Origin of the sequence: Phytopseudomonas seleniipraecipitans, from assembly GCF_900102335.1 — a bacterium.
Lineage (GTDB): Bacteria > Pseudomonadota > Gammaproteobacteria > Pseudomonadales > Pseudomonadaceae > Aquipseudomonas > Aquipseudomonas seleniipraecipitans.
Window position 1 is genome coordinate 820,397 of record NZ_FNBM01000001.1, and the last position, 25,153, is coordinate 845,549.

The following is a 25,153-nucleotide window of genomic DNA, read 5'->3' on the forward strand; positions in this document are numbered from 1 at the left end:
TCGTGTCGGCCAGGTTTCAGCCAATGCAGCAAGGGTGGATCAGACTGCCGCCACTACTTTGGCTGGCGGCTGAGTGCGGCGACCCAGGACGCCTGCACCGGCGGCCACCAGGCCGGAAATCACCAGCGATATCAGCAGAATCCAGGCACCCTGGGAAACACGTTTGGCTGCCACTTCGGCTGCTTCACGGGCCTTCTGCTCGGCCTGTGCTTTCAGCTCTTGGTATTTGGCATACGCCTCGCGGTAGCTGGCCTGGGCTTGATCGACGATCTGGTTGGCCTCGGCGTCGGTCTTGTTGCCCCGCGCCTTGATCAGGTTGACCAGCGCTTCGCGGTCGGCAGCGTCCCAGGCCTGATCGCCCTTGGCTTTGATGCGATCGAGCAGGCCGCCGAGTTGTTCAGTGGCCTGCTGCGGATTGTCGACGCTGCGTTGCGCGGTATTCTGCGCGTCCTGCTGCGTGGCTTGCGCCTCCTGATTGAGATTCTCAGGGCTCAGCTCCGCCTTGCCGGTCTGGCGCATGGCTTGCTCGAGCTCGCCCTGGATGTCGTCCAGATTGAATTCGATGCCCTGTTCGCGCAGCTCGTCCTGAATTTTGCCGCCCAAGGCTGGCGCCACCTGAGCGATACCGCTACCCAGCGCCGAAGCGCCGCTGCCGGCCAGGTCCAGACCGCCACGTACGATGCCGGTTACTGCACTGGAAACAAGGTATACGGTGATCAGCGACACGCTGGCCCACACCAGCAGCCCGTGAAACGCGCCTTCACGTTGCGCCAGGCGACCCGCGGCCCAACCGCCGATGAACAGCGAAATGACCGAGCTGACTACCACCCAGATGGCGGCACCGGTGCCCACCCCAGAGACCGGGTCGGCTTCCTGCAGCGGGTCGATACTGGCACTGCCAATGGCGGTGCCCAGCAGACTGAGCAGCAGCGACACCATCATCGCTAGCACCACCCCAGCGAGCACTGCGCTCCAGGAAATACGTTTGAGCAGCGGCGCTACTGAGGCCGTGCCGTGGTAGACAGGGTCGGTGTATCCGTTTGGAGCACTACGATCGTCGCGAATCATGCTGGCAGCCCCTTGGTGAAATGGCAGTACGAGCGAAGCACTCGTACTCAGATGACTGTTGTGAGGGCTGGGAAGTTAAATATATATCCGCATATGTTCACTGCGCGTCGCGGAGCCTGAGCGCGCTTCGGCCAGAAAGGCTTGCGCTAGAGCGAGGGCGTATTCACCGCGGTCGAACAGGCTAGCCAGAGGGTTTTCCAAACAGCGGCATGCGCGAGCCTATGCGTCAACAGCACCGCTTCTAATTATGTATGTAAATAAGAATGGGAAACTCTGTTGCAAGTAAATATTAAGCATTATCATTCGCGCCCCTGGACATGATCCTCTCTCTCGGATGCGCCCCTCTAAATGCCTGCCTTTTTGCGTCTCAACTCTGTTTCGCTTGGCTTTTCCGTTCTACTGACCACTGGTTTTGCCTGCGCGGCGCCGACTCTGCTGCCGGAAACATCGATTAACGCCGACCGTGAAGCGGAGGCCGACAGCCCTCGCGTCAAGGAAGTCAGCACCGCCACGCGGACCGCGACGCCGGTTCGCTACGTGCCCCAGGCAATCGACTCGGTGAAAACAGCCGCCGTGCTCGACTACGGCACCAACGACCTGGGCACCGCGCTCAGCGGCATCCCCAACGTCAGTAGCGGGGCGGACACCCGCTTCGACAGCCTGCGCATCCGCGGCTTCGATGCCAGTAACGATTTCTATCTCGATGGTGTGCGTGACGACAGCCAGTATGTGCGCGACCTGCACAACATCGAGCGCATCGACGTGCTCAAGGGCCCGGCTGCAGTGCTTTATGGGCGCGGTAGCCAGGGCGGCATCGTCAATCGCGTCAGTAAGGCACCCGAGGCCGGTCGCCGCTCCAGCATCGAGGCCCAGGGCGGTAGCGAGGATATGCGCAGCCTGTACGCCGACCTCAGTGCGGACGCGACTGAGAACATCAGCCTGCGCCTGAACATGGGTAATCAGGACAGCAACAGCTTCCGCGACGACGTGTCCAGCCACCGTCAGCTGTTCGCACCTTCGATCAGCTGGCAACTGACGCCACGCCTCAACTGGCTGGCCCAGTACGAGTACAGCCGCTTCGACCGCACGCCGGATCGTGGCATTCCTGGCGTGAACGGCCGCCCGGCCGATGTGAAGCGCGAGACTACCTACGGCGACGACCGCGATTACATCGACGACAAGGCCCAATCGCTGCGTTCCAAACTCACCTACGAGCTGAACGACAACTGGCAACTGCGCCAGACGCTGAGCGTGTTCAAGCTCGACAGCGACTTCGACAACACCTACCTCACTGGTGTCAACGCGGTGACCAATCGTGTGAGCCGTGCGCGCTTCCAGCAGGACCTGCAAACCCGCAACGTCTTCAACAATCTCGAGGCTGAAGGTACCGTCGACACCTTTGGTTTTGAACATCGACTGCTGACCGGCGTGGAGATCGGCAGCCAGCGTCGTGATCCGAAACTCTATGCCGTCGCCACTACTGGGCCGGGTCGGCAAACCGTGCCCACGCTGGATCTGTTCAACCCGGATCGCAACCAGAGCCACACTGGCACGATGGTGCCTTCTAGCGACAACCACACCGAAGTCGAAAGCCGGGCGATCTACGTGCAAGATCAACTGCGTTTGAACGATCAGTGGCAACTGCTGGCAGGCCTGCGTTATGACCGCTTCGAGGTCGAGACCACCAACATGGCAGGTATCAAGGATGGCCGCGATGACAACAGCATCAGCCCGCGCGTCGGCCTGGTCTGGACGCCGCTGCAGAATCACTCCTTCTACGCCTCGTGGAGTAAGAGCTACGCACCGGTCGGCGGCGGCCAGATCGGTATCACACCAAACGTGACCAGTAACGCCAACGACTTGGATCCGGAGCTGACCCGCCAGAAGGAAGTCGGCGTGAAGAGCGACTGGCTCGATGACCGCTTGAGCACCACCTTCGCCGTGTACGAGCTGGAACTCTATAACCGCCGTACCTCCGACCCGGTCGACCCGAGGCTGACCATTCTCACTGGCTTACAACGCTCGCGCGGCATCGAACTGACCGCCACCGGGCAGCTGGTTGGCAACTGGTACCTGCGCGGCGGCATTGGCCTGCAGGACGCCACCATCGTCAAGGACAACAACGGCCTGGAAGGCAACCGCGTCAGCAACGTCGCCAAACGCAACGGCAGCCTGTTCCTGACCTGGAAACCGGAGCAGGGCTGGTACGCCGAAACCGGCCTGACCCTGGTGGGCAGTCGCTTTGCCGACAACCAGAACACCACCGTGCTGCCGGGTTACGGCCGCTGGGATGCGCTGGTCGGTTTCCGGCAAAAAGACTGGGACCTGCGTGCGGCGCTGAACAACCTCACCGACCGCACCTATTACAGCTCTGCAACCAGCGCCGGGCAGATCCGCCTCGGCGAGCCGCGCAACGTGGTGGTAACCGGTACCTATAGCTTCTGATGCCTGGGCCGGCGGAGCGGGGCGCGTGGTTGCCCGCTCCGCCCCGTGTTGCGGCGCCTGCTAGGTTGCTTGCGCCGTAGAGCGCTCGGCGGCTGCGCTTCTTACCTTCGCCGCCAGCACGGCAGCGCGGATGGCCGCCAGGCTGCGTTTGGCCGCTGGTGATTCGAACACCGCGCTCTCTACCAGCGTGTACACGCGCTCGCCGTTATGCAGGGTGAATTGCAAAAACGCCAGGTGATCGGACCACGAACGATAGCGCCGCACCATGAACAAGCTGTGCATGGTAGCGACTGCCTGAACGCTGCTCAGCGCAATCCGCCGGTCACCGTGTGGGCTGGCAACGATCAGCTCCTCCTCATGCATCGAAGCGGGCCCGGCCTTGCTCAAGCGCCGCCATTCCAAGGCAAATCGCCACGCCATGATCAGCAGGCAGCCGCCGACCACCATCAGCTCGGGCAGGCGCGTGTCTGGTGCTCTGACGATCACCAGCACGCCGGCAGCCGCCAGAATAGCCAGGGTGATGGAACGGTAGAAATACACGTTCTGAAACTCGGGGAAGGTCAGAAAACGGATGTCCATAAACATAACTCCTTCCAAGCGCCGGTCGTGCCCGACCAACCGGGGCGATCCTGCTTTATCTGCCGAATTCGATTGCAACGATGCAGCGCGACTAGCGCTCTGGCTTCCCTTCGAAATGCCGCGCAACCCAACCCATTACTAGCCCCGCAACGATACCTATGGCGCCGCAGGTCAAACCCATAGGGCGGTTGGTCATGAAGCCGACGTTTTTCACATGGGTGGGCAGGCCAAGCAGGCCGGTGAACAGCAGCATTGCTGCAGACAACGTCACCAGAAAGACGGCACCCGCTCGCCAGGATTGGGTGGGAATACTCTTGCGACGGCAATAGGCGTAGGCGAGCCCCAACGGCAGCACGAGCTGTGTCACGAAGAAGAGGATCAGGTTGCTGCCGTCGTTCATCGCAGTCTGCTCAAGGTGGGCTTGCTTAGCGTAGTGCATCTGCCGGCCACGCTGCGTGATGCGTCACGCAATCCAATGCAATGCAGCGCAGCAGGGTGAGCCAAGGCCGCGCAGCCAGCGCTTCTGCATTCGCCGTATCGGCAGCGGATCGCGCCTGCTTCGCCGCCGTCAGTGAATCGTCGGCGTGAGACGTTCGCTGACCAGTTGCTGCGCCTGATAGGTCATCTGGTCGAGCAGACGGTCGCGCTTTTTCTCGGCTTCGGTCATGGCCTTCTTGCCGTGCTGCTTCAACAGGTACGCATGAATCTGCCGCACTTCGGTGGACTGGTAGATGGGTTCCAGGTCCTGCACCGCCACCATGCCGTCCGAGCGATAGTCGCGGGTGTTCATCGATACCTGCGGGCCCTGCGCCGCCAGCACCTGAAAGCCCAGTGCCTCGAAGGTCGGCACCTGGCCGGTCGAGCAGGCCAGCTCGACATGCGGGTGGCGCTCGATGATCTGCTGCAGCATGGCCCGCGCAACACCCTTGCGGCGATGGCTGGCCTGCACGGCCAGGTAAGCCAGGGTGCAGGCCTCCGCATCATCGGCGCTCGGCAGGTACAGGGCAAAGCCCAGCACCACGGCGGGGTCTTCGTCGTCCAAGGCCAAAATCAGCTGCGTCGGGCTCGCCGGCTCGCCGTTCATGGCCTGCAGATACAGGTGCACCTCGAAGCCGATCACGTACTGGTACAGCTGATACAGCGGGTTACTGGGCGTGAGCGACACGGGGCTGATATCGCTGAAGTAGTCCACCACCATCTGCAGCACCTGGCTTTTCAGGGACTCGGGCGGCGTTGTATCCAGGTGAACGAGAGTGAACATCGACAAGCAGGCTCCGGTAGCGGCCCAGTGAAATAGGCGGGCGGCATTGTAACGCTTGCAGCCGGGCGGGTGGTTCGGAGTGCAAGCGGTTGCGCTCACGGCCGAATGGGCAGCTGTTGGTGTCCGCGCTTTGCGGCCACACGAAACACCGACCCGGTGCTTCAGGTAAAGTTACCCACCCCGTTGCACAGCCCTGACAGATCCATAGAAGGCAATGATGTCATCGAAACGCACGCACACCGCCATGGAGCGAGAGCTGGCCCGTACGCTCACCACCGCCTGCGAAACCGCCAAGAGCGAGATCGTCGGGTTCCAGTGGCTCACCCATGACGTGGACTACGACGCCTTCCCGCGCAGCCTGCAGGTGACCTGGGTGTTCGATACCGAGGCCCGCATGAACAGCGCCCTCGGCAGCCCGGACAAGGCGCGCATGCTCGAACTGACGCAGGCCGCCTTCGACGAGATCGGCATCACCGTCTCGAACATCGCCGCCCACGTCGCCTTTCGCGCCGAACAACGCTTGGCTGCCAGGCCGCACGATAGCGGGCCGGTGGCATTGGATTCATCGCGGCAGGCAAGGGGCAAACGTGGCCAAGGACATTGAAAATCCCTGCGTCTCGCTGTGCCAGCTCAACAGTGAACTGTGCGTCAGCTGCGGCCGCACCCGAGAAGAAATCCGCAAATGGCGCGGTATGAAACGCCCCGAGAAGATGGCCACCGTGCAGAAAGCGGCTGCGCGGATGAAGGCGATTGCCAAGAAGAAAAGCAAATGAGCAGGGCAGAGAATGATCGTTCCCACGCTCTGCGTGAGAATGCAGCCTTTGACGCTCTGCGTCACGAATACCAACGATCTATCTCGATCAGTGCGTAGGGTGGATGACGCTCTTTTCATCCACCAAACAAATCTGAGCGCAACAGCTGTCGTCCGTATGCCACAGAGATTCGGCCTCTTACTCGCCGTAATCGCCATCATCCACTTCGGCACACCAGTCTTTCGGATAAACGCCCATTGCCACTGCTCGATGGAAGCTTGAATAGGGCCAATCCACCAAGTGTTCAACATGCCCATGTTTTATCGGGTTGACGTGGATGTAATCGAAGTGCCGCTGGTAATCCAGCTCATCACGAATCAAGTGCTCCCAGTAACGCCGCTGCCAGATACCGCGCTCGCCCCGACGCTGCTGATTGGCTGTGCGTGTTTCGGTGATGGGCAAGCGTTTGGCGAAGGCGAATTTGATGACTTTCCAGCGCAAGGCAAAGTCGGCATCGCCTTGCGGTAGAGTCCATAGGCAGTGCATATGCTCGGGCAGCACCACCCAAGCATCGATATGGAAAGGGTGTCGCGAGCGTGTGGCCCTTACCGTCTCACGCAGCAGATCGATCTCTCGGATCAGCAGATCGCTGGTGCGGTCACGCAGATTGACGGTGAAGAAGTAAGTAGCGCCGGGAACACGGGCGCGACGGTAATCGGGCATGGCGGCTCATCCTTGAGCGTGCGGGTGTTTTCACCATGGTGGACAAGCTTCGCGTTGTCCACCCTACATCCTACATCACCACCGCAGTTGCCCTACGTAGGGTGGATGACGCCTTTTTCATCCACCATTGCGATGGTAGTCCGGGCTACTTGCTTCGGGCTCCCGGCTCACGGCTCACGGCTCCCGTAGGGTGAATGACGCTTTTTTCATCCACCATTGCGTGGATTGTCCGGGCTACTTGCTGATCGTTCCCACGCTCCGCGTGGTAACGTTTTCTGAGGACGCTCCGCGTCCCGCTCTCTGGTTTGCAGATTAGCTGATGTGTCAGTCAGGGGAGTGATCGACGCAGAGCGTCGAGAGCGGCATTACCACGCGGAGCGTGGGAACGATCAATCAAATTGACGATATGTAGAGCGGGTATGCTAATAAGTCATTAACTCGCATTTTTCTAGCTTTATAAAAGTAACTCTGCTCGTCTGTGATATAGCGTCTCATGTAGAGAGTTTTTATAGGCCTGGTTTCTCCTGTTGTAAATGCCCCAATACTGCCTAATTTTATTCCCGGATGGTCATGGTTCCACCTTCCATAAGGCTCTCTTCCCCAGTTCTCGTTATCAAATAAATTTTTCCCAGTTGCCATATTTACAATGGCCTGTAGGGCTGAGCATCCCGATATTGTTGTGCAATAGGTGTTTCTAGTGTCTTCGTATAAGGTTTCAACCAAATACAGGAATGTGCCCCTGTATTCATAGCTTTTTTCTGAGAAAGTCGATGGGTCGGGATCGGATATCCATACGGAAATTCCCTTTAAGTCCGGGAAAGGAAAGTTTTTTGTTATGGGGATATGATATTTTTTTGCTGTTGTACTCTCTAGGAAAAAATTATTTTCATGCTTGTCATTTTTGTCGATAGGCCGTTCGTGGTGGATTTTATTGTTTTTTCTATAATGCTTCTCTATGGCTTCAATTTTTTCTTCTGCACTTGGTTGTGCTCTGATCCTTTCTATTTCAAGTTCAAATTTTGGGGAAAAATTTTCAATGGAGAGTTTTCCCTTGCTATTAATCTCTGTTCTTGCCTTGGGTGGGAGTTGGTTGTAGGAGCTCTCAATAAGGTTTTCATTAATATAGATATAGTTTTTCATTTTTTTTCCAAAAAAAACCCCGCACAGAGGCGGGGTGTCTTTCTCCGTGATCCCGAAATTTCTATCAGGCCGAAGTATTTGTAGTTCCTAATTGTCGGCTCAGAATCAATCCCAGCTCAACGCCCCACCAGTCTGATACTCGATCACACGGGTCTCGAAGAAGTTTTTCTCTTTCTTCAAGTCCATGATCTCGCTCATCCATGGGAACGGGTTGCTGGCGCCTGGGTATTCTTCTTTCAGGCCGATCTGGGTCAGGCGGCGGTTGGCGATGAATTTGAGGTAGTCCTCCATCATCGCCGCGTTCATGCCGAGTACGCCGCGGGGCATGGTGTCGCGGGCGTATTCGATTTCCAGCTGGGCGCCCTGCAGGATCATCTGGGTCGCTTCGTCTTTCATCTGCGCGTCCCACAGGCTCGGGTTTTCGATCTTGATCTGGTTGATCACGTCGATACCGAAGTTCAGGTGCATGGACTCGTCACGCAGGATGTACTGGAACTGCTCGGCGGTGCCGGTCATCTTGTTGCGGCGGCCCATGGAGAGGATCTGGGTGAAGCCGCAGTAGAAGAAGATGCCTTCGAGTACGCAGTAGTAGGCGATCAGGTTCTTGAGGAACTGGCGATCGGTTTCTGGGGTGCCGGTTTCGAACTTGGGATCGGAGATCGAGCGGGTGTACTTGAGGCCCCAGGAGGCTTTCTTCGCGACGCTCGGGATCTCGTGGTACATGTTGAAGATCTCGCCTTCATCCATGCCCAGCGATTCGATGCAGTACTGGTAGGCGTGGGTGTGGATCGCTTCCTCGAAGGCCTGGCGCAGGATGTACTGGCGGCACTCGGGGTTGGTGATCAGGCGGTAAACGGCCAGTACCAGGTTGTTGGCAACCAGGCTGTCGGCGGTGGAGAAGAAGCCCAGGTTGCGCATGACGATGCGGCGCTCGTCTTCGCTGAGACCGTCTGTGGATTTCCACAGCGCGATGTCGGCGTTCATGTTCACTTCCTGCGGCATCCAGTGGTTGGCGCAACCATCCAGATACTTCTGCCAGGCCCAGTCGTACTTGAAGGGTACGAGTTGGTTGAGGTCGGCGCGGGCGTTGATCATCTGCTTGTCGCCGACTTCCACGCGGCCGGAGGCGCCTTCCAGATCGTCCAGACCTTCCTGGATGTCGAGGTCGTTCAGGGCTTTCTTGGCACGGGCGACTGCATCGGAGTCGCTGGCGTCGATGGCGCGTGCTTCGAGGGCGGCGTTGCCACCGACCTGATTGAGTTTGTCCAGGCTCATGTCGGCACTGGCTTGTGCTGCGGTCTGTTTTGGAGCGGCGGCTTCTGCGCCGTCTTCCTTATCGAATTCATCCCAGCTCAGCATGGCTTGGCTCCTGCTTGAGGGCCGGCGTGTGGCCGGCCTGTATGGATAGTGGCTAATCATGTGTGGCTCGCGGTGCACGCAGAGCGCTACGGCTGATTATCAGAGGCCAGGGCGTGCCTGGCTTTTGCGTTATGCGTGCCGGGCGGCAGTGATGGCTGCAACCCGGCGGAAGCCTCTTATTGGCAGGCTTCGCAATCCGGCTCGTCGATGGCGCACGCCTTCGGAACCGGAGCGGGGCCTGGCGAGGCCTCTTGGGCTGGCGCGGCAGCAGGGGCTGCGCTGAAGCCTTGGTCGCCACCGCTGGACACGGCATTGAGCTTGCCGGTGTTGACGGTCGACTTCTCGGTGCTGGTCGCAGCCAGGGCACGGAGGTAGTAAGTGGTTTTCAGACCACGGTACCAGGCCATGCGGTAGGTCACGTCGAGCTTCTTGCCCGAGGCGCCAGCGATGTACAGGTTCAGGGACTGAGCCTGGTCGATCCACTTCTGGCGACGGCTGGCGGCATCGACGATCCACTTGGTGTCCACTTCGAAGGCAGTCGCGTACAGCTCTTTGAGCTCTTGCGGGATGCGCTCGATCTGCTGCACGGAGCCGTCGTAGTACTTCAGGTCGTTGATCATGACCGAGTCCCACAGGCCGCGCGCCTTGAGGTCGCGAACCAGGTAGGGGTTGATCACGGTGAATTCGCCCGAGAGGTTCGATTTCACGTACAGGTTCTGGTAGGTCGGCTCGATGGACTGCGACACGCCAGTGATGTTGGCGATGGTTGCAGTCGGCGCGATGGCCATGATGTTCGAGTTACGAATACCTTTCTGTACGCGAGCCCGTACCGGTGCCCAGTCGAGGGTTTCGTTCAGGTCGACGTCGATGTACTTCTGGCCACGCTGCTCGATGAGGATCTGCTGCGAATCCAGCGGCAGCACGCCCTTGCTCCACAGCGAACCCTGGAAGGTTTCGTAGGCGCCGCGCTCGTCAGCCAGGTCACAGGAAGCCTGGATGGCGTAGTAGCTGACCGCTTCCATGGATTTGTCGGCGAAGTCGACGGCGGCATCGGAGCCGTACGGGATGTGCTGCAGGTACAGCGCGTCCTGGAAGCCCATGATACCCAGGCCGACCGGACGGTGCTTGAAGTTGGAGTTACGCGCCTGCGGTACCGAGTAGTAGTTGATGTCGATGACGTTATCGAGCATGCGTACTGCGGTTTTCACGGTGCGTGCCAGCTTGGCGGTGTCCAGCTTGCCGTCATTGATGTGGTTCGGCAGGTTGATCGAGCCCAGGTTGCAGACGGCGATCTCATCCTTGTTGGTGTTCAGGGTGATCTCGGTGCACAGGTTGGAGCTGTGGACCACGCCCACGTGCTGCTGCGGGCTGCGCAGGTTGCATGGGTCCTTGAAGGTCAGCCATGGGTGGCCGGTTTCGAACAGCATTGAGAGCATCTTGCGCCACAGGTCTTTGGCCTGGATGGTCTTGAACAGTTTGACCTTGCCTGGGTACTCGGTCAGGGCTTCGTAGTACTCGTAGCGCTCTTCGAAGGCTTTACCAGTCAGGTCGTGCAGGTCCGGCACTTCGCTTGGCGAGAACAGGGTCCACTTGCCGTCGTCGAAGACGCGCTTCATGAACAGGTCCGGGATCCAGTTGGCGGTGTTCATGTCGTGGGTACGGCGACGGTCATCACCAGTGTTCTTACGGAGTTCGATGAACTCTTCGATGTCCATGTGCCAGGTTTCCAGGTAGGCACAGACAGCGCCTTTGCGCTTGCCACCCTGGTTGACCGCTACGGCGGTGTCGTTGACCACTTTCAGGAACGGCACGACGCCCTGGGATTTGCCGTTGGTGCCCTTGATGTAGGCGCCCAGCGAACGAACCGGGGTCCAGTCGTTGCCCAGGCCGCCAGCGAATTTGCTCAGCAGGGCGTTGTCGCGGATGGCGTCGTAAATGCCGCCCAGGTCATCCGGTACGGTGGTCAGGTAGCAGCTGGACAACTGCGGGCGCAGGGTGCCGGCATTGAACAGGGTCGGCGTGGAGGCCATGTAGTCGAACGACGACAGCAGGTTGTAGAACTCGATGGCGCGGTCTTCGCGGTTCTTCGGCTCTTCAATCGCCAGGCCCATGGCCACGCGCATGAAGAACACCTGCGGCAGTTCGAAACGGACGCCGTCCTTGTGGATGAAGTAACGGTCGTACAGGGTCTGCAGGCCCAGGTAGGTGAACTGCTGATCACGCTCGTGGTTGATCGCCTTGCCTAGTTTTTCCAGGTCATAGGTTTTCAGTTTCGGGTCGAGCAGTTCGAACTCGACGCCGGCTTCGACGTAGGCGGGCAGGGCCTTGGCGTACAGCTCGGCCATCTCGTGGTGAGTGGCGCTGGCGGCGACGTTGAGGAAGCTCAGGCCTTCGGCGCGGATGTTGTCCATCAGCAGGCGGGCGGTGACGTAGCTGTAGTTCGGCTCACGCTCGACCAGGGTGCGCGAGGTCATCACCAGGGCGGTGTTGACGTCTTTCTGGGCAACGCCGTCATAGAGGTTCTTCAGGGTTTCTTTCTGGATCAGCGCGCCGTCGACTTCCAGCAGGCCTTCACAGGCTTCGGTGACGATGGTATTGAGGCGACCCATGTCCAGCGGCGCCATGCTGCCGTCAGCCAGGGTCACGCGGATGCTCGGGTGCGGCTGGGCGATGCCGTCGGCTGCGCTGGCGGTTTTGCGCTCCTGGCTGCGGGCTTCGCGGTAGATCACGTAGTCGCGGGCAACTTTCTGCTCGCCGGAACGCATCAGGGCCAGTTCGACCTGATCCTGGATCTCTTCGATGTGGATGGTGCCGCCCGACGGCATGCGACGCTTGAAGGTCGCGGTGACCTGCTCGGTCAGGCGCGCAACGGTGTCATGGATACGCGACGAAGCGGCGGCGTTGCCGCCTTCCACTGCGAGAAACGCCTTGGTGATCGCGACGGTGATTTTGTCACCGGTATAAGGCACGACGGTGCCGTTACGCTTGATCACACGCAGTTGGCCTGGCGCGGTAGCGGCCAGAGACTGGGTGGCGTCGCCCTGAGGCAGATTGGCCTGAGGGTTCTCGCGAGTGGTGTCGGTGTGCATGAAGGTCTCCATGATCAATGAAATTTTTCCGGGATAAGCGTTCTGCAGCGGTTCGTTCGGTACCTGGCTTTCATTCCAATCGACAAAGCCTGAAGCCTGCACAAGGCTGGCAGCAGGGTGTTGCAAATAGGCGGTTAGAACTGCCTCGCGAAGTGCGCAGCGGCAGTGGGTACTGTCTCGATGCCGGAACACGTCATCCCTGGCGTTACTGGTGCTTCCTGCTGAGCACGGCCACTACATGTAGTGGTGCCTGTGCAAGCGCGGCGAGCGATGTTTCGTGATAGCCATACGAGCCAAGTCGTTCAGGCTCGTGCTGCACATTTTGCCAACGCGCTGTTCCCGCTGCTGATTCAGTGCACCGAAAAAGCGCTAGGTATGGACTTTCTCAGCGTCTTTATGCTTGTGTCCATTTTGGCCAAAAACCCAACATGTAGGGGTTTGGCGCGATGGGGATACAAGATAGTGCGATGGTGGGGCTAAGGCAAGCCCTTCGGTCTGTGGATAAATCTGTGGGTGAAAACGGGGTAAGTGGCGCAAATGCCCATGAATACTGGGATGCCGGTCGAGGCGTCGAGCGGGTGGGCGCAGTTGCCGCAGGTAGATTTTTTTTAGCGATTGGCGCGCCGATTTCACTTCGTCACATAAACACAATATGTAGGGTTTTCTTGGGGCGTTCTGGCCTGCAATGTGCAGTGTCTGGCGGCCTTTATAGTGCGAGGTGATGCGCCGCCGTCATCTCGACGTGGCGGCGCCTCTTTGCTACCCAATTACTTCAGAAATTCACCGTGGCGGACAGGCGCGCCGTGCGCGGGTCGCCAGGGAACAGGTAGCCATCGCCCTGATAAGCACCTGTGTCGCGCCAGTAGCGCGTGTCGAAGAGGTTGTCGACGGTCAGGCGCAGCACCGCTTCGTAGCCTTCGATGCGCGTGGTGTAGCGGCTGCCGAGGTTGAAGACGGTGTAGTCGCTGACCTTCACCGTGCCGCTCGGGTTGGCGTACTTGCTGCCGCTGTACTGCAGACCGCCAAGCAGCGCCAGGCCCTGAATGCCCGGCACCCGATAATCCCCGGACAGGCTGGCGCGCACCCTCGGCACGTTCACGGCCTGGTGGCCTTCGTACGCTTCGGTGCCAGTGTTGATTGCCCGCGCGCGGATAAAGGCGGTGCTGGCGGATAGCTGCAGGTTGTCAGTGGCCTGGCCGCTGGCATTGAATTCCAGGCCGATATTGCGCTGCTTGCCCTGTTGCACGTAGGTCGGCAAGTCGCCATCGTTCGGGCGGCTGTATTGCAGGGCCTGGTCGATACGAAACAGCGCAGCGCCCAGGCTCAGGCCTTGCCAGTCGCGCTTGAGGCCGGCTTCCAGTTGGCGTGAGGTGGTCGGAGCCAGCGTTTCATCCACACCATCGCGGACGTTGGTAGTGAACCAGGGCGCTTCGCCGCCAAGCGCTAGCCCTTTGCTGTAACTCACGTATAAGGTGGTGTCGGCCTGCGGCTTATAGAGCAGCGCGGCGTTGGGCAAGAACTCGCTGCGTTGAGTATGGCGCTGGCGCATGCCGTCGCTGTCGAACGCTTCTTCGTCCAAACGTACCTGGCGCCCGCCCAGCAGCACCTGCCAGTGCTCGTCGAAGCTGATCCGGTCGCTGAAGAACAGGCCGTACTGTCGGCTGTCCAGGCGGCGGTGCTTGGAATTGAGCGGCAGGCCTGCCGGGGAGAATTCGGCGGGATGCTGATCGATGTCGGCCGAGCCGATCTGTACGTTGATCGCCTCGCGACGATCCACGGTGCGGCGCAGGGCGCTGCTGCCGACGGTCATCTCGTGGCCAATGGTGCCGGTGGCAAAGGCGCCGGAAAGGGTGGCCTGCAACTCGTCATGGCGGCGCCTGTCATCCGGGCTGCGGTAGTCATATAGGTCATAACCGCCTTCGGGGCTGAAATGAGTCAGCCAGTCGCTGCAGCCAGAGGCAGGGCTGCAGCCGTACGGGAAGCTGCTGTAATCATCGATCACCACGTTGCTGCGCGAGGCATCCAGCGCCGCCTTCCAGTTGTCATCGAGGCGGTACTCGAAGCGCCCGCCCAGGTTCAGCGAATCGATGCCCACCGGTTTTGCCCAGTTTTGATGGCCCAGGCGTTTATCCGGGTTGACGCCGCTGGGCACCTGACTGCCGCCCAGCAGCTGGTAGCCGGCCACCGAGCGATGCTCGCGAGTCTGGTATTCGGCGTCCAGCTGCAGCGTGGCGTCCGGCGACAGGTTCCAGTCCAGGGCGAGAGAAACGAAGTCGCGCGTGCCGTCCGCATGCTCGACGAAGGAGCGGATGTCTTCATGGGCCAGGTTAAGGCGCAGGCCCAGTTGCTGTTCGCTTCCAAACCAGCGGCCGAGGTCGGCGGCGATATAGCGCTCACCATCCTGATTGCTGGCCACGCTCAACGAGCGCACGTTTTCGGCTCGTTTGGTCACGTAGTTGATCAACCCGCCGGGCTCAGTGACGCCGCTCTGCAGGCCCGAGAGACCCTTGAGCAGTTCGACCTGCTGCTTGTTTTCCAGCGCCACGTTCTGCTCGCCCACCACGCTGCGGCCATTGACCCGGTAGCTGTTGGCGGCATTCAGCGAGAAGCCGCGCACCACGAAGTTTTCGTAGTAGCCAATTGGCGCGTAGGCCTCGCCCACCGATGCATCGTTCTTCAGCACATCGCTGAGCAGGCGGGCCTGCTGGTCATCGATCAATTGCCGGGTGACCACCGACACGGAGGCCGGCGTATCGAGCAACGGCGCATCCGCGAAACCACCGACCGACGCGCTGCGCGCCTGGTACTCGCCGCTGGCCCGTTCTTCGATGGTGGTGGCGTCGAGGGCCACTACCGAGTCGGCGGCCCAGGACAGCATTGGGCTGAGCGCCAGGGTGAGCAGAGTCGGGGCGAAACGCGGGCGAGGCAGGGCCATGCAAGTTTCCTTGGATGCGGGGGTCGGCGGTGGGCTATCCGGTACGCGGGCGATTTGTTGTCGGCACGAGGCGGCCATCGCTTGGCGGGGCGGCATTGTCCTTCATAAGCGCTGCCGTTGCCATGCCGGTTCTCGGTGTCCGTAGCCTGCGGATGTCGAGGCGATACCGAGGCGTCGTCCCCGGGTTTCGCTTCGCTCTACGCCGGGCTATCAGAGCAGCGATCAGCCCGTAGCCTGTGGTTGAGCGAAGCGATACCCAGGAGCTGTTCCCGGGCTTCGCTACCCCCCCCCTGCCGGGCTACCAGGCGGGATTAGCGCTTACCCATCAGAACGGCGCCGGGCACTCGAAGCGCAGGCGTTCGCCGGTTTGCGGATGGGTCAGGCTGAGCATGCTGGCGTGCAGGCACAGGCGCGGGTAGGCGGCCAAGGCCTGTTCGTGGGCGTAGAGGCCATCACCAAGCAACGGGTGACCGATGGACAGCATGTGCACGCGCAGTTGGTGGGAGCGGCCGGTGATCGGCGTCAGCTCGACACGGCTGTGCTCGGTATGGCGCTCCAGCACGCGCCAGAAGGTCAGGGCGTGTTTGCCCTGCTCATGGTCGACCACGTGGCGGGGCTTGGTCGGCGGGTCGTAGCGCAGTGGCAGGTCGATGCTGCCGCTGTCACCTTCAGGCGAGCCCCAGCACAGCGCGGTGTAGGCCTTTTCCGTTTCACGGTCGTGGAATTGCCGGGACAGTTCGCGATGGCTGTCGGCATCGCGGGCGAGCACGATCAGCCCGGATGTTTCCCAGTCGAGCCGATGTACGATGCGCGCTTCTGGGTAGCCGTTTTCCTGCAGGCGGGTGACCAGGCAATCCTTGTTGTCATCGGCGCGGCCGGGTACCGAGAGCAGCAGGGTGGGTTTGTTGATCACCAGCAGGGCGGCGTCTTGGTGGACGATTTCGATGTGGCTGAGCGGCATGGGCATTCTTTGGTTGGGCGATAAAAACGAAAGGCGGCCATCGAGGCCGCCATTCGTAGAGTTGTTTGCTGCAAAGGATCGATGTTGCTTCTGCTATCGCTTGGTGGGTTACGCAGCGCATTGGCTCTGGCGGTGAATTAAAACTCATCACCAGGCGCCGCTAACCCACCTTACGGTACGCGGATCAACGATCCGGCAGGGTGATGTTCAATTCCAGAATCGAACAGCTGCCCTGGTTTTCCAGTGCGACCTGAACCTGGTCGGAGTCGATGTTGACGTACTTGCGGATCACCTCGACCAGCTCCTGCTGCAGGGCAGGCAGGTAGTCCGGTTGAGTGCGCTGACCACGTTCGTGGGCAACGATGATCTGCAGGCGCTCTTTGGCGATGGAGGCGGTGGCTTCCTTCTTGCGCGAACGCAAGAAGTCAAAAATATTCATTCTCGACCTCCAAACAGACGTTGCAGGAAGCCCTGCTTTTTAACATCGAGGAAGCGGTGGGCCACTTCCTTGCCGAGCAGACGATCCACGGCATCGCTGTAGGCCTGGCCGGCATCGCTCTGGTCATCGAGGATCACCGGCACGCCCTGGTTGGAGGCCTTGAGCACCGCCTGGGATTCCGGGATCACGCCGAGCAGGCGGATGGCGAGGATTTCCTCGACGTCTTCCACACCGAGCATTTCACCTTTGGTAACGCGCTCCGGGTTGTAGCGGGTCAGCAGCAGGTGTTCCTTGATCGGGTCGCCGCCTTGTTCGGCACGACGCGATTTGCTGGCCAGCAGGCCGAGCATGCGGTCGGAGTCGCGAACCGAGGAGACTTCCGGGTTGGTCACGACGATCGCTTCGTCAGCGAAGTACATGGCCAGGTGGGCGCCTTTCTCGATACCGGCCGGCGAGTCGCAGACCACGTATTCGAAGTTTTCGCGCAGCTCGTTGATGACCTTCTCGACGCCTTCCTGAGTCAGCGCGTCCTTGTCACGGGTCTGGCTGGCAGCCAGTACATAGAGATTCTCGAGACGCTTGTCTTTGATCAGGGCCTGGGTGAGGGTGGCTTCGCCGTTGACGACGTTGACGAAGTCATACACCACGCGGCGTTCGCAGCCCATGATCAGGTCGAGGTTACGCAGGCCGACGTCGAAGTCGACGATGACGGTCTTGTGGCCGCGCAAGGCGAGGCCGGTACCGATGGCAGCGCTGGTGGTGGTTTTACCGACGCCACCTTTGCCGGAAGTGACTACGAGGATCTTGGCCAAGGTGATTCACCCCAAAAATGAATAAAAGCGAGAACCTGCCAGTAACTGGCGGTCTGTCGAAAAAATCGATGGCGCTGAGCGTCGGGGCGCGTCGAGAAGCAGAGAAGCGATTGCCCAACGTGCCGGCCGGTGCGGATTCAGTGATTCTTTTGACAGCCCGCCTGATGGCTTCCAGGTGCTCTTTGTGTCCGTTTAAAGTGCCGGGCAGTATCCGTTAAAGACGGGTGATGTTCAACACGTCGCCCGTCAGGCTGACCTGTACCGCACGGCCCCAGTTCGGGTCACGGCGCAGGTCTTCGGCAACCTTGTACTGACCGGCGATGGAGAGCAGTTCGGCGCCCATCTGCTGGCAGAAGATACGTGCCTGGCGATTGCCCTTGACGCCAGCGAGCGCGCGGCCGCGCATCGGTGCGTAGACATGGATGTTGCCATCGGCGAGAAGTTCCGCACCGGCACTGACCGGAGCCAGTACCACCAGATCGCAGCCCTGGGCGTAGATCTGCTGACCGCCGCGCACCGGCGTAGTGATCACGCGGGTCGGTTTCACTTCTGGCTCCGGCGGCTTGGCCGGTGGCTCTGGCGGTTTCGGTGCGGGATCGATGATTCGCTCGCGGGCACCGGATGGCGGCAGTACCGGCAGGTCCAGCGCATTGGCGGCGGCGATGTCGGCGTCGCGGTTGGCGCGCACGGCGAGGGTGCGCAGGCCGTGCTTGCGGCACAGGGCCATCAACTCGCCAAGATCGAGGGTGCCTTCATCCTCTGGCAGCTTGTCGAGGGCCAGCACCAGCGGCGTGTTGCTGAAGAAGTTCGGCGCCTGGGCGACTTTCTCCGCCAGCTGCACGTCGAGGCGTGCGAGGTCGTTGTGCGCCAGCTCCATCACGGTGATGGCCAGCATGCTGCCTTTGAGCTGGAACACAGGGTCTTGGTCGAGGAGATCAGCTTGGCTCATGGTCTGCCTGATGGGCCTTGGAAAAGTAGCGGGACTTATAACGAGAACGGCGGCGAGGCTCAAGGGTAAAAGCAGCGGCGGCGATTCGATGACCGGGCTTTCACTGACAGCGTGACCGGTCATTGGTGCCTCGCCCACCTATATAAGCAGAGCTGCACGCTTGCGAGCCGGTGAGTACGAGGCTATGTTGCCGCACGTCTCGCTGCGGCCAGCCTGGCCGGCAGCCTGCGGCGCCACTTGGGAGGGGCATGAGCAAGTCACCGATCCACATTGCCCGCGTGCAGCCGGGCGATATAGCCGACGTGGTGGCGTTCGTCATGGCCGCCCGCGCGCAGATTTTCCCGATGCTCGACGCCCGCGTGCTGCCCAATGACCTGGCGCATTTCCAGCAGGTGTATCTGGATGGCGACGATGGCCATTTCTGGCTGGCTCGCTGTGAAGGCGAGGTAGTGGCCGCTGTCGGTTACCTGCCCTTTGATCACCGCTTCCCGCAGCTCGATTACCACGGCATGCGCACGGTGGAGATCGTACGGCTGTTCGTGGCGCCGGCGTTTCGCCGTGGTGGCTTGGCCAAGGCACTCTACGCACGGCTGCGCGAGCATGCCGAGGCGGCGGGTGTGCAGGCGCTGTACCTGCATACTCATCCGTTTTTACCGGGTGCGGTTCGTTTCTGGGAGCGTCAGGGCTTTACCATCGTCGATGTCGAGGCAGACCCGCTCTGGCAAACGACGCATATGCAATGCCTGTTGCCCACGCTGCGCTAGAGTCATCCCCAATCACTACGGACGCCTGCCATGGACAAGCTGCTGGCCCTGAAAGCCTTCGTTGAAACGGTGCGCTGCGGCGGTTTTTCTGCGGCAGGTCGTGCGCTCGGCATGGCGACATCGTCGCTGACGCGGCTAGTCAGCGCTTTGGAGGCCGAGCTGCAGAGCGTGCTGCTCAACCGCAGCACCCGGCAAGTCAGCGTGACCGAGGCCGGGCGAGCCTATTACGAGCGAGCCGTGGCGATTCTCGAGGCGCTCGACGAGGCGGATGCGGCCATCGCCGACCGCGGCAGCCAGGCGCGTGGCCGATTGAATGTCAGTGTGCCGGTGGAATTCGGTCGGCGGATCATTGCGCCGCACGTGGGCCGCCTGCTGGAACGGCACCCGGAACTCGAGTTGAACCTGCGCCTGAACGATGAGGTGGTCGACTTGCTCGGTGAGCGCGTCGACGTTGCCGTGCGCCTGGGCAGCGCAGTGGTCAGCGAGGATGTGGTCAGCCTGCGGGTCGGCCAGTTCCAGCGTTGGTTGGTGGCCAGCCCGGATTACCTGGCGCGTAGCCAGCCGGTCAATGAACCGCAAGAATTGCTGGCGCATGATTGCTTGCGCTTCGATTTTGGCGCGGCCGGCCAGCGCTGGCAGTTCAGCGCGGCCGGCGAGGTGCAGCAGGTGGCCGTGCGCGGGCCTCTGCAAAGCAACAACGGCGACGTGCTGCGTGAAGCAGCGTTGGCCGGGCAGGGCGTCACGCTGTTGGCGGACTGGCTGGTGCGAGCAGACGTGGCCAGTGGCGGGCTGGTGCGTCTGCTGGCGCAATACGAGGTGGCACCGGGTGCGATGAGCGGTGCGATCAGCGTGCTGTATCTGCCCAATCAGCGCGGCTCGCGACGGGTCGCCGCGTTCATTGCCTTTCTGCGTGAGGTGCTGGACGCCGAAGCCTGAGCGGCAGCGTTCGATTCTGCGCAACGCTGCGTTGCGTACCCGACGGATTCTCCGGCGAGGCTTTGCGCCGTACCGTTGCCTCACCTGAACCGGCCAGCCTGACGCTGGTGACGCCAGAGCATTTACAGATCGTTGCCCCGGGCGACGGTCCGCACCGAACCATCGCGAGGACCACCATGAACACATCCACTTCCCGTCAGCACCACGGCCTGTCGCCCGCGCTGGTGCTGCTGTTCGCCTTCTGCTGCGGCGCCATCGTCGCCAATCTCTACTATGCCCAGCCAATCATCGAGCTGATCGCCCCAGCGGTGGGGCTGTCGATGCACAAGGCCAGCCTGATTGTCTCCCTGACCCAGATCGGTTATGCCGTGGGGCTGCTGTTTCTGGTGCCGCTGGCCGATCTGCTGGAAAACCGTCGGCTGATGCTACTGACTACGCTGGCGGCGATGGTCTGCCTGCTCGCAGCCGGGTTTTCAACGTCCCCGGGATTGTTTCTGGGCCTGTCGTTGCTGATCGGCCTCAGTTCGGTATCGGTGCAGATGCTGATACCCCTCGCTGCTCATTTGGCGCCGGAAGCCACTCGGGGGCGGGTGGTCGGCAATATCATGGCCGGCCTGCTGCTGGGCATTCTGCTGGCACGCCCGGTGGCCAGCCTGATCGCCGAGTACTTCGGCTGGCGCGCGGTGTACTTCTCCGCGGCAGCAATGATGCTGGGCATCGTAGTGGTGATCGCCACCACCATTCCTCGCCATGCGCCGGACAATCGAGGCCATTACGGCCAGCTGTTGCTGTCGCTGTTCGGCCTGTTGCGCCGCTATTCCACGCTGCGCCAGCGAGCGTTGTACCAGGGCCTGATGTTCGCCTCGTTCAGCCTGTTCTGGACGGTGGCCCCGCTGGAGTTGGTGCGCCATTACGGCTTCAGCCAGACCCAGGTGGCGCTGTTTGCCCTGGTGGGCGCCATCGGTGCCATTGCCGCACCGATTGCCGGTCGCTTGGCCGATGCTGGTCACACGCGGCGTGCCACCCTGGTGGCGCTGATTCTTGCGCCGCTGGCGTTCGCGTTGACGCTGGCCAGCCCGCTGGCCGGGGTACTCGGCCTGGTGCTGTGTGCCGTGCTGCTGGATTTCGCCGTGCAACTGAACATGGTGCTCGGCCAGCGTGAAGTTTACGCACTGGAGCAAAACAGCCGCGCGCGCCTCAATGCGTTGTACATGACCAGCATCTTCGTTGGCGGCGCCACCGGTTCGGCCATCGCCAGCCCGATCTACGAGAACTTCGGTTGGCAGGGCGCCGCGCTGATTGGTGGCGCGTTCCCTGCGGCGGCTCTGTTGCTCGCGCTCTGGGCCGGCTGGCGTGCTGCTGCGTCGCAACATGCGCTGCCCAGCAAATAGCAGCCTCGCCGCGCATCCGCCTGCTTTTTACGAGGCAGGCGATGCGCATTCAGCGCGGTATCGCCGTGCCTGCCGCGCGTCTGCCATCTAGGCAGATCGCGGCGATCTACCGGCTGCTGAGGAACCAGGCCGATTCACCGCGGTCTTTCAGCAGTCGGCCAAACCGGGCGCAAGGCATGGCGTTACGCCAGTTACATGACCTTGACGACCCCTAGAACAATTCACCTGGCCGACGTTAGCGCGCTGCGTCGCATTGTGTTCCACCGCCGAGTGAAGATCGTTTTTATGTCCCTAGCCCGCCCTTTTTCCGTCTCCCTTTCCCTGTCGCAGGTTCGCGTGCTCGGGGCTTCGCTGCTGTCCGGTTTGCTACTGGTAGCTGCACCGGTGCATGCCCAGCAGGCCAGCGACAACGTGCGCTGGGTCAGTGACAGTTTGAATACTTATGTGCGCAGCGGCCCGACCGATGGCTACCGCATCGTTGGCACGCTGAGCTCCGGCATGCGCGTGCAATTGCTGCGCACCCAAGGCGATTACAGCCAGGTTCGCGGCGAAAACGGCGATGCCGTGTGGATCGCCAACCGTGACCTGCAGGAAGTGCCCGGCCAGGCCGAGCGACTGCCAGCGCTCGAACAGAAAGTCACCGAACTGAGCGCCGAACTGGCGGGCATCAACGACACCTGGGAAACCCGCGTGCAAGGCATGCAGGAGACCCTGGATGCGCGCAAGACACTGATCGACGAGTTGGAAGCCGGGCGCAGTGCCCTGGATATCGAACTGAACCAGGCACGCTCGCAGTTGCGTGAAGCCCAGGCGCAATTGGGCGACGAGCAGAAACAGGTGTTGATGCGTTATATGGTGTACGGCGGCAGCATCGCCGGTGCCGGCTTGCTGGCCGGGTTGATCCTGCCGACCATGTTCCGCATCCGCCGCAAGCGTAACGATCAGTGGGTGTAAGGGTTAATCAGCGGCTTTCCGGGTAGCCCGGGTCGAGCGAAGTGACACGCGGGACGGGCAAACCTGGGTATCGCTGCGCTCAACCCAGGCTACGGTTCTGTCTGTCGCCCTATGACGAGTGATCAAGACCTTCTTTGGTAGCTCGGGTCGAGCGAAGCGACACGCGGGACGGGCAAACCTAGGTATCGCTGTGCTAACTCAGGCTACGGGCCAGACTCGCCCTTGCGTCTGCTCTCGCGTGTCAATGCATGTCTGCCGCCACTGCGGCGCGGATCGCTTCAAGCAGCATCATGCAGGCCGGGTTGTCATTGTTGCTGCGCCAGCTCAGATGCAGTTCGCTCTGAATCCCTTCGCCGAGGTCGATTTCGCGGAAGGTCACGTCCTTGAACACCACATTGGTGGCGCAGCGTGGCACCAGCGCCAGCCCCATGCCGGCGTTGACCAGCGCCAGGATGGTCAGCGATGAGCCCAGCCACTGCACGTATTCAGGTGCCACGCCAGCCGAGCGGAACATGCCGGTGAGCAGCTCGTTGAAGGGCGGATAGGCAGCGTGCGAGTACATCAGAAACGGCGCGCCATCGAGATCGTCGACGTTTACCCGGGCGGTGTTAGCTAGCGGGTGTTGGCTCGGCACCGCGAGCACGAACGGCTCGCGAACCAGGCATTCGTTTTCATAACCCGCCTGCAGCAGCGTTTGGCGCACGATGCCCAGATCGATGCGGCGGGTACGCAGCGCTTCGTGCTGCTGGTGAGTATTCATCTCACTCAGGGAAATTTTCACCTGGGGCTGACTGAGCCGTGCCTCGGCGATCACCTTGGGCAGAAATTCATACACCGCACTGCCCACGAAACTGATGCTCACCGAGCCGATGTCGCCTGCCGCGAAGCGACGGGCCGAGGCGGCAGCCTGGTGGGCGCGCTCCAACAGGTGCTGCGCCTCGATGAAAAATGCCCGGCCTGCGGCAGTTAGCGCAACGCTGCGGGTGCTGCGAGTAAACAGCTCGACGCCCAAACTGTGCTCCAAGAGCTGGATCTGCCGGCTGAGCGGCGGTTGGGTCATATTGAGCCGCTCGGCGGCGCGGCGGAAGTTGAGTTCGATGGCGACGGTGGTGAAGCAGCGCAGCTGGGCGAGTTCGAACATTGATCTAATCCAGGTATCAATCGAATGCCAATCTAGATTAGACGGGATCAATGCTCGCGTACATCATCAGCGTTGCGTTACAGCAGCCACCCACGGCATTGGTGATGACAAGGCCACGCCGACGATTTCGGAGATGAATCATGAAGATCAAACAGGTACGCGTAACGCCGATTGCGTTTCGCGACGCACCACTGCTCAACGCCAGCGGCATTCACGAACCCTACGCGCTGCGTTCGATCATCGAAGTGGAAAGCGACAATGGCACGATCGGCCTCGGTGAAAGCTACGGTGATGCGCCGGTGCTCAGCGTGCTACAGGCCATGCAGGAGTCGCTGGTCGGGCTCGACCCGTTCGACCTCAACGGCCTGCGTGCGCGTGTGGTAAAAACCGTCGCCGCGCTGAAGCCCGGCACGGTTGGCGCCGAGTTGGCGCCTGGCTCGCACCCGAGCAAGCAGGTAGCGAACGCTTATTCAGCCTTCGAGGTGGCTTTTCTCGACCTGCAGGCGCGCTCACTGGGCATGCCGCTGGTGGATCTGCTGGGCGGTGCGGTGCGGGACAAGGTGCCGTTCAGCGCTTACCTGTTCCTCAAATACGCCGAACATGCGGGCTCGCCTTACAAGCCGGATCGCTGGGGCGAGGGCATCAGCCCCGAGCAGATCGTCGCCCAGGCGCGCACCATGATCGAGGAGAACGGCTTCAAGAGCATCAAGCTCAAGGCCGGTACCTTGCTCGGCCCCGAGCACGAAGTGGCCTGCATCAAGGCGCTACGCCAGGCGTTCCCCGGCACACCGCTACGCATCGACCCCAACGGCAACTGGTCGGTGGAAACCTCGCTGCGTATGGCCGAACTGATGGGCGATGACCTGCAGTACTACGAAGACCCATGCCCCGGTCTAGAGGGCATGGCTGAGGTGCACAAACGCACCGGCATCCCGCTGGCGACCAATATGGTGGTCACCGATTTCGACGAGTTCCGCCGCAGCGTGGCCCTCAACAGCGTGCAGATCGTGCTTGCCGACCACCATTACTGGGGTGGCCTGCGCGATACGCAGATTCTCGCACGGATGTGCGACACCTTCGGTCTGGGTGTATCGATGCACTCCAACTCGCACCTGGGTATCAGCCTGATGGCCATGACTCACGTGGCGGCGGCCGTGCCGAATCTGTCCTACGCGTGCGACACCCATTACCCGTGGCAGGAGCCGGACGAGGAGGTGATCAAGGGCGGCAAGCTGCCGATCGTCGATGGCTGCGTGAAACTCACCCGTGCACCTGGCCTGGGTGTCGAACTGGATTACGATCAGTTGGCCAAGCTGCACGAGCAGTTCCTCGGCTGCGGCATTCGCCAGCGCAACGACGTGACCCAGATGCAGAAATACGACCCGAGCTGGAAGGCCCTCAAACCACGCTTCTAGCAGTGGTTCAGCGAGGCGGCCGGCATGGCCGCCTCGTTCG

The 25,153-nt window shown here is 61.2% G+C and carries 22 protein-coding genes; 8 read left to right on the forward strand and 14 right to left on the reverse strand.

Going from position 1 to position 25,153, the window contains the following annotated elements; translation table 11 throughout:
• Window positions 1-39: 39 nt before the first annotated feature.
• A complete protein-coding gene (locus BLS60_RS03790; RefSeq protein WP_092364818.1) occupies window positions 40-1,068 on the reverse strand; it encodes a hypothetical protein in 1,029 nt (342 codons plus the stop codon).
• A 348-nt stretch (window positions 1,069-1,416) separates the two neighbouring features.
• Between BLS60_RS03790 and BLS60_RS03795 the strand changes: the two genes are divergently transcribed.
• Window positions 1,417-3,513: a TonB-dependent receptor gene (locus BLS60_RS03795; RefSeq protein WP_092364821.1), complete on the forward strand. Its 2,097-nt coding sequence runs from the start codon at window positions 1,417-1,419 to the stop codon at window positions 3,511-3,513.
• Between the two features lie 60 nt (window positions 3,514-3,573).
• Here BLS60_RS03795 and BLS60_RS03800 read toward each other — a convergent pair whose 3' ends face one another.
• The 3 genes from BLS60_RS03800 to BLS60_RS03810 form a co-directional block, all read right to left on the reverse strand.
• Window positions 3,574-4,092 carry a hypothetical protein gene (locus BLS60_RS03800; RefSeq protein ID WP_092364823.1) on the reverse strand — a complete coding sequence of 173 codons (519 nt, stop codon included), beginning with the start codon at window positions 4,090-4,092 and terminating at the stop codon, window positions 3,574-3,576.
• Between the two features lie 91 nt (window positions 4,093-4,183).
• A complete protein-coding gene (locus BLS60_RS03805) occupies window positions 4,184-4,492 on the reverse strand; it encodes a hypothetical protein (protein ID WP_092364826.1) in 309 nt (102 codons plus the stop codon).
• 168 nt (window positions 4,493-4,660) lie between these two features.
• Complete coding sequence (locus BLS60_RS03810; RefSeq protein WP_092364829.1) at window positions 4,661-5,353, reverse strand: GNAT family N-acetyltransferase; 693 nt, start codon at window positions 5,351-5,353, stop codon at window positions 4,661-4,663.
• A gap of 217 nt (window positions 5,354-5,570) precedes the next feature.
• Between BLS60_RS03810 and BLS60_RS03815 the strand changes: the two genes are divergently transcribed.
• Together BLS60_RS03815 and BLS60_RS03820 are read left to right on the forward strand one after the other, a co-directional pair.
• On the forward strand, window positions 5,571-5,957 hold the full coding sequence (locus BLS60_RS03815) for a hypothetical protein (protein ID WP_244153353.1): 387 nt from the start codon (window positions 5,571-5,573) through the stop codon (window positions 5,955-5,957).
• Window positions 5,941-6,126, forward strand: a complete 186-nt coding sequence (locus tag BLS60_RS03820; protein WP_092364831.1) for a DUF1289 domain-containing protein — start codon at window positions 5,941-5,943, stop codon at window positions 6,124-6,126. The genes BLS60_RS03815 and BLS60_RS03820 overlap by 17 nt, the downstream gene beginning before the upstream one ends.
• Window positions 6,127-6,303: 177 nt before the next feature.
• Here the strand turns inward: BLS60_RS03820 and BLS60_RS03825 are convergent, their stop codons facing one another.
• The 9 genes from BLS60_RS03825 to minC all read right to left on the reverse strand — a co-directional run bounded on the left by BLS60_RS03825 (window position 6,304) and on the right by minC (window position 18,512).
• On the reverse strand, window positions 6,304-6,828 hold the full coding sequence (locus tag BLS60_RS03825) for an REP-associated tyrosine transposase (RefSeq protein WP_092364834.1): 525 nt from the start codon (window positions 6,826-6,828) through the stop codon (window positions 6,304-6,306).
• A 393-nt stretch (window positions 6,829-7,221) separates the two neighbouring features.
• On the reverse strand, window positions 7,222-7,968 hold the full coding sequence (locus tag BLS60_RS21270) for a hypothetical protein (protein WP_143024571.1): 747 nt from the start codon (window positions 7,966-7,968) through the stop codon (window positions 7,222-7,224).
• A gap of 105 nt (window positions 7,969-8,073) precedes the next feature.
• Complete coding sequence (locus tag BLS60_RS03835) at window positions 8,074-9,327, reverse strand: ribonucleotide-diphosphate reductase subunit beta (RefSeq protein WP_092364840.1); 1,254 nt, start codon at window positions 9,325-9,327, stop codon at window positions 8,074-8,076.
• A gap of 176 nt (window positions 9,328-9,503) precedes the next feature.
• Complete coding sequence (locus BLS60_RS03840; protein WP_070883878.1) at window positions 9,504-12,416, reverse strand: ribonucleoside-diphosphate reductase subunit alpha; 2,913 nt, start codon at window positions 12,414-12,416, stop codon at window positions 9,504-9,506.
• Between the two features lie 772 nt (window positions 12,417-13,188).
• A complete protein-coding gene (locus tag BLS60_RS03845; protein ID WP_092364843.1) occupies window positions 13,189-15,351 on the reverse strand; it encodes a TonB-dependent siderophore receptor in 2,163 nt (720 codons plus the stop codon).
• Between the two features lie 325 nt (window positions 15,352-15,676).
• Complete coding sequence (locus BLS60_RS03850; RefSeq protein ID WP_092364846.1) at window positions 15,677-16,312, reverse strand: RluA family pseudouridine synthase; 636 nt, start codon at window positions 16,310-16,312, stop codon at window positions 15,677-15,679.
• A 184-nt stretch (window positions 16,313-16,496) separates the two neighbouring features.
• Window positions 16,497-16,751 carry a cell division topological specificity factor MinE gene (minE, locus tag BLS60_RS03855; protein ID WP_070883881.1) on the reverse strand — a complete coding sequence of 85 codons (255 nt, stop codon included), beginning with the start codon at window positions 16,749-16,751 and terminating at the stop codon, window positions 16,497-16,499.
• On the reverse strand, window positions 16,748-17,563 hold the full coding sequence (gene minD / locus BLS60_RS03860) for a septum site-determining protein MinD (RefSeq protein WP_070883882.1): 816 nt from the start codon (window positions 17,561-17,563) through the stop codon (window positions 16,748-16,750). The genes minE and minD overlap by 4 nt, the downstream gene beginning before the upstream one ends.
• Window positions 17,564-17,777: 214 nt before the next feature.
• Window positions 17,778-18,512 carry a septum site-determining protein MinC gene (gene minC, locus BLS60_RS03865; RefSeq protein WP_092364849.1) on the reverse strand — a complete coding sequence of 245 codons (735 nt, stop codon included), beginning with the start codon at window positions 18,510-18,512 and terminating at the stop codon, window positions 17,778-17,780.
• Window positions 18,513-18,760: 248 nt separating this feature from the next.
• On the opposite strand from minC, the gene BLS60_RS03870 reads away from it, so the two are divergent.
• From BLS60_RS03870 to BLS60_RS03885, 4 genes are all read left to right on the forward strand, one after another.
• Window positions 18,761-19,276 (forward strand): GNAT family N-acetyltransferase, encoded by a 516-nt coding sequence (locus BLS60_RS03870; protein WP_092364852.1) that lies wholly within the window; start codon window positions 18,761-18,763, stop codon window positions 19,274-19,276.
• 30 nt (window positions 19,277-19,306) lie between these two features.
• Window positions 19,307-20,212 carry a LysR family transcriptional regulator gene (locus tag BLS60_RS03875; protein WP_092364855.1) on the forward strand — a complete coding sequence of 302 codons (906 nt, stop codon included), beginning with the start codon at window positions 19,307-19,309 and terminating at the stop codon, window positions 20,210-20,212.
• Window positions 20,213-20,388: 176 nt separating this feature from the next.
• Entirely contained in the window at window positions 20,389-21,603 is a 1,215-nt protein-coding gene (locus tag BLS60_RS03880) for an MFS transporter (RefSeq protein WP_092364858.1), read from the forward strand.
• 285 nt (window positions 21,604-21,888) lie between these two features.
• Entirely contained in the window at window positions 21,889-22,557 is a 669-nt protein-coding gene (locus tag BLS60_RS03885; protein ID WP_070883887.1) for a TIGR04211 family SH3 domain-containing protein, read from the forward strand.
• 241 nt (window positions 22,558-22,798) lie between these two features.
• Here the strand turns inward: BLS60_RS03885 and BLS60_RS03890 are convergent, their stop codons facing one another.
• Window positions 22,799-23,698, reverse strand: coding sequence for a LysR family transcriptional regulator (locus tag BLS60_RS03890; protein WP_092364861.1), 900 nt, complete (start codon window positions 23,696-23,698; stop codon window positions 22,799-22,801).
• Between the two features lie 140 nt (window positions 23,699-23,838).
• Between BLS60_RS03890 and BLS60_RS03895 the strand changes: the two genes are divergently transcribed.
• Window positions 23,839-25,113, forward strand: a complete 1,275-nt coding sequence (locus BLS60_RS03895) for a glucarate dehydratase family protein (RefSeq protein WP_092364864.1) — start codon at window positions 23,839-23,841, stop codon at window positions 25,111-25,113.
• The last annotated feature ends 40 nt before the right edge of the window (window positions 25,114-25,153 follow it).